At 39.4% G+C, this 3409-nt stretch carries 5 protein-coding genes; 4 read left to right on the top strand and 1 reads right to left on the bottom strand.

Annotated elements, in window-relative coordinates; all coding sequences use genetic code 11:
• Positions 1 to 371 precede the first annotated feature (371 nt).
• From Q0340_RS09565 to Q0340_RS09550, 4 genes are read left to right on the top strand one after another with little or no spacing between them, the layout of a single operon-like run.
• Positions 372 to 1199 (top strand): hypothetical protein, encoded by an 828-nt coding sequence (locus Q0340_RS09565; RefSeq protein WP_298083115.1) that lies wholly within the window; start codon positions 372 to 374, stop codon positions 1197 to 1199.
• Between the two features lie 49 nt (positions 1200 to 1248).
• Complete coding sequence (locus Q0340_RS09560; RefSeq protein ID WP_298083114.1) at positions 1249 to 1398, top strand: hypothetical protein; 150 nt, start codon at positions 1249 to 1251, stop codon at positions 1396 to 1398.
• A complete protein-coding gene (locus tag Q0340_RS09555; protein ID WP_298083113.1) occupies positions 1395 to 2186 on the top strand; it encodes a hypothetical protein in 792 nt (263 codons plus the stop codon). Before Q0340_RS09560 ends, Q0340_RS09555 begins: the two co-directional genes overlap by 4 nt.
• Before the next feature lie 28 nt (positions 2187 to 2214).
• On the top strand, positions 2215 to 2538 hold the full coding sequence (locus Q0340_RS09550) for a hypothetical protein (RefSeq protein ID WP_298083112.1): 324 nt from the start codon (positions 2215 to 2217) through the stop codon (positions 2536 to 2538).
• Between the two features lie 638 nt (positions 2539 to 3176).
• Here Q0340_RS09550 and Q0340_RS09545 read toward each other — a convergent pair.
• On the bottom strand, positions 3177 to 3409 hold a 233-nt coding region (locus Q0340_RS09545), incomplete at its 5' end, for an alpha/beta hydrolase (protein ID WP_298083111.1).

Here is a 3409-nt window from a genome sequence, read left to right as displayed (position 1 = left end):
CGGTTAAATTTTGCGCAGCGGAGTAGCTTTTTGCGGCGCGATTAAATTTTGCCGGCATAAAACTAAGGCGCGGCTTTAGAGCTTATCTGAAATTTTTGGCGCCGCACCGCTAAATTTTACGCGCCGCGCCGAGTGAAATTTAAGCGCTGCGAGAACCAAAAATTTAAATGTTTCGGCGATTTAAAATTGGCTAGCGCGAGATATAAAATTTAGCGATGCAAAGAGGTTTTGGTGCTAGGCAGAAAACTTTGAGCGTCGCTAAAGCTTATCTCAAATTTAAAAAGGTCGGGGCGATGAATGCGGAACAAAGGTATAAATTTAACGCAGCGGCGAGGTGTGCTAGCCTTGCGGGCGGCGCCTAAAGGATCGTAATGAAATTTCGCAAACTTAAATTCAAAATCCTAGCCGCGGCACTACTTTTCTGCGCCGCATTTATCCGTATCGTGCCAGATTACTCCACTTCGCAAGGCTCCTGTGTAGTTACTATTTTTAGCTATTACAAATATCAAAAGGGATATTGTCTAAAAGAGAATAGAATTCTGAGTAACGAAGAGTTGCTTCAAAATGCGGCTACAAATTATTTTAAAAGATATCACGACTATGAAATTTTGCGAAATACCATTATCGATGAGCACGATATAAAAAATTTCGGCCATAGTTTTTATACGGCGCGCATCTCCAAGCTCTATCTAATCGGCGATTTTAATGAAGAAAACTGGTTTGATTTTTTAGTTGAAAATACCGATAGAAAGAGTTTTGATTATGAGATAAAAGACAAGACGCAAATAGATATCTCCGATCTATCCAAATACTTTGTGTATAAGGATGAAATTTTAGGCTTTAAAAAGCCTATCATCTTATCCGAAGAGAAAAATCCATTTCATAACGGAAAAATGTTTTTAGAAAAATCATTTTTAATAAAAGAGAATCAATTTTTTGTGAATTATGCCAGACCTGATTATATAAGTTGGTATATTGAGCTTAACAATAAAGAAGATTTAACAAAAATCAAAAGCAAAGAAAATTTAATACGAATAAAAAACGGATATGAGAACTTAGAAAGCCTTAACGAAGTCTTGGCTTATACCCATATGAAAAATCTGCGACGTAAATTCTCATACGATAATTGCGGAAATATAGATTTTAATATCAAAGCCCCGGCGGAACAGGAGCTGGATATGTGGATTCACGGCGGATAAAGTTAGTCGAAATTTTATCTTAACGAATGTAACCGAAAAAGGATAAGAGATGAGCAAAAAAGAAACTGATCTAAGATTAGACTTAGAGGGTAATTACGGAGCCGATATATTGAGTTATTATTTGTGGGGGAAGAAAACTCCTCCTGGTCCGAAAGAATTAGCCTCTAACGAATGGATGGATAGAAAAGAAATGATATGAAATTCTACAGGTCTATTAAATTTAAAGCCCTAGCAGGCACGCTACTTCTTATAATAATACTCTGCGCCGCATTCATCCGCATCATCCCCGATTATTCCACTTCACGAGGCTTCGCCGTAGTTTCTACTTCCGACTACGACAAATACAAGCAGGGCTATTGCCTCAAAGAAAACAGAATTTTGCCAAAAGAGGAGCTGTATAAAAGAGCGATTTTGGATTTTTTTGAAAAAGGCAAAATAATTCTTTATACTGTGAGGAGTAACGATTGTAAAAAATTTAAGGGCATCAACGAATGTAGAGATATCTATAATAAAATGCTGAATTATTATGCTGCTTATGGGTATGGCAATAAAATAACGTATGATAAAGTATTGGAAATAAACCGAGATAGAAATATATCTTATAATAAATCAAGATATATCTATTTTGAATTACTCAATTTAAAGCCTATTGTTTTGACGCAGGAGTTTATAAGCGTAAATTTAGATAAAAATAGCGCGGGATTTACTACTCCGATAATTCAATTGGTAGGCGAGCATGAGTATTATCTATATAATGGAGATGGCATAATTCTAAATAGAAATAAATTGGCTTTTACCTACATCTATCTTTTTGATAACGAAAAATTTATGGAGCAAATAAATAAAGAATTAAGTTGGTATGAGAACCATAAATCAGATCTTAAACAAAATATTAGTTATTTAGAATTTGATAACTGTGGCACTACGAAAACCAATATAGACAAAAGTGTTGAGAGTATGATAAAAGAATTGGCAAATATGCCCTGATAAAATGTCAAGGAGTGCACAAGATATAGTGAGTGCGGAGCAAAGGTATAAATTTCACAGGACGGCGAGATATTTGCTGGCGGTGCCGATGGTTTTCTTGCTTGATTGGTGGGCGGCGGCATTGATTTTGGCGGTTTTGCCTTTTGATGGCGCGCTAAGGATTGCCGTTTTTGCGGCAACATTTGCGATTTTAGCTTGCGCGCTGTTTTGGTATTTGTTCAAAAGGTATAAAAATTTTAAGCCAAGCAAGCTATTTGTAAAAAATCCAAATCTCAGTTTGCTACTTTTTTCGGTAGAGAATTTATCGCTCGGCGCTTTTTACGGCGACTTTTTGGCGTGTTTGGCGGCGTAGTATTTTTGGGGGCGAGCAGGCTGCCAGCTGGAACGCGGCCTTTGCATTTGCGTTCGCGCCTATTTGCCTGATCGTTTTCGTGATCTCGTATGTGTTTAACGAAAAGAAAGCTAAACTTATGCGCCTTTCGCGCCCGCTAAATTTTATCTCTCGCGCAGCACGGGTTTGGGCGCGGATTTAACGCGTACGAGCTGGGTGCTATTTAAAATTTAGCTTATCCCGCTTGCTTTAAAATTTTAAAATTCTATCGTCGCAAAAGCTCCGCCGCGAGCGCTAAATTTTATCTCTCGCGCGACACGGGCTTGGACACGGAATTTAGCCCGCGCTTAAGAGCGTGAAATTTCGCTGCGGACAAAATTTTGCGAACGGATAAAATTCTCGCTAGCCGCCGCGCTTTGACATTTATGCAGAACACGCTTATGTCGCTGCGACATTTGCAAAATTTCAAAACAGCGCGAAGCTCGCCTTTGCAAACGGCGATTGCGCTGCGGGCTTATCTGTACAGGCGACGAAGCCTTCGGCAGGCTAAAGACGAGACTTTTATCTTAGCCGCAAAGCAAATCTAAGCTTCAGTAGAGAAAATACGAGCGGCAAATGCAGAAGCAAATACCGATCGGGCGGGCGCGCCTGCCCCAAATCTAGCCCTTTAGCTTCATCATTTTTTCTAAAATTTCATAGACTAGATCAAACTTCGTAAAGCCATCTCTATCCAAAAAATGCCCGCCTTTTTGCACCTCGTAAAACTTAGCATCGATCTGCCCCGCTAACTCGCGGCTAAAGCTAAACGGCACGATATAATCGTCCTTCGCAGCGATTACCGCGCGCTGTTTTGCGGCGGCTTTTATGCGCTCAAAATCAAAGCCTTTATCCA

Origin of the sequence: uncultured Campylobacter sp. (genome assembly GCF_938045595.1) — a bacterium.
Classification (GTDB): domain Bacteria; phylum Campylobacterota; class Campylobacteria; order Campylobacterales; family Campylobacteraceae; genus Campylobacter_B.
Note: the sequence above shows the minus strand (reverse complement) of the source record. Positions and strands in the feature narration are given on the sequence as shown.

What these genes read in the sequence shown, in the direction of transcription:
- Q0340_RS09565 (WP_298083115.1), top strand. Translation starts at nt 372, where the DNA reads ATGAAATTTCGCAAACTTAAATTCAAAATCCTAGCCGCGGCACTACTT.
- Q0340_RS09560 (WP_298083114.1), top strand. Translation starts at nt 1,249, where the DNA reads ATGAGCAAAAAAGAAACTGATCTAAGATTAGACTTAGAGGGTAATTAC.
- Q0340_RS09555 (WP_298083113.1), top strand. Translation starts at nt 1,395, where the DNA reads ATGAAATTCTACAGGTCTATTAAATTTAAAGCCCTAGCAGGCACGCTA.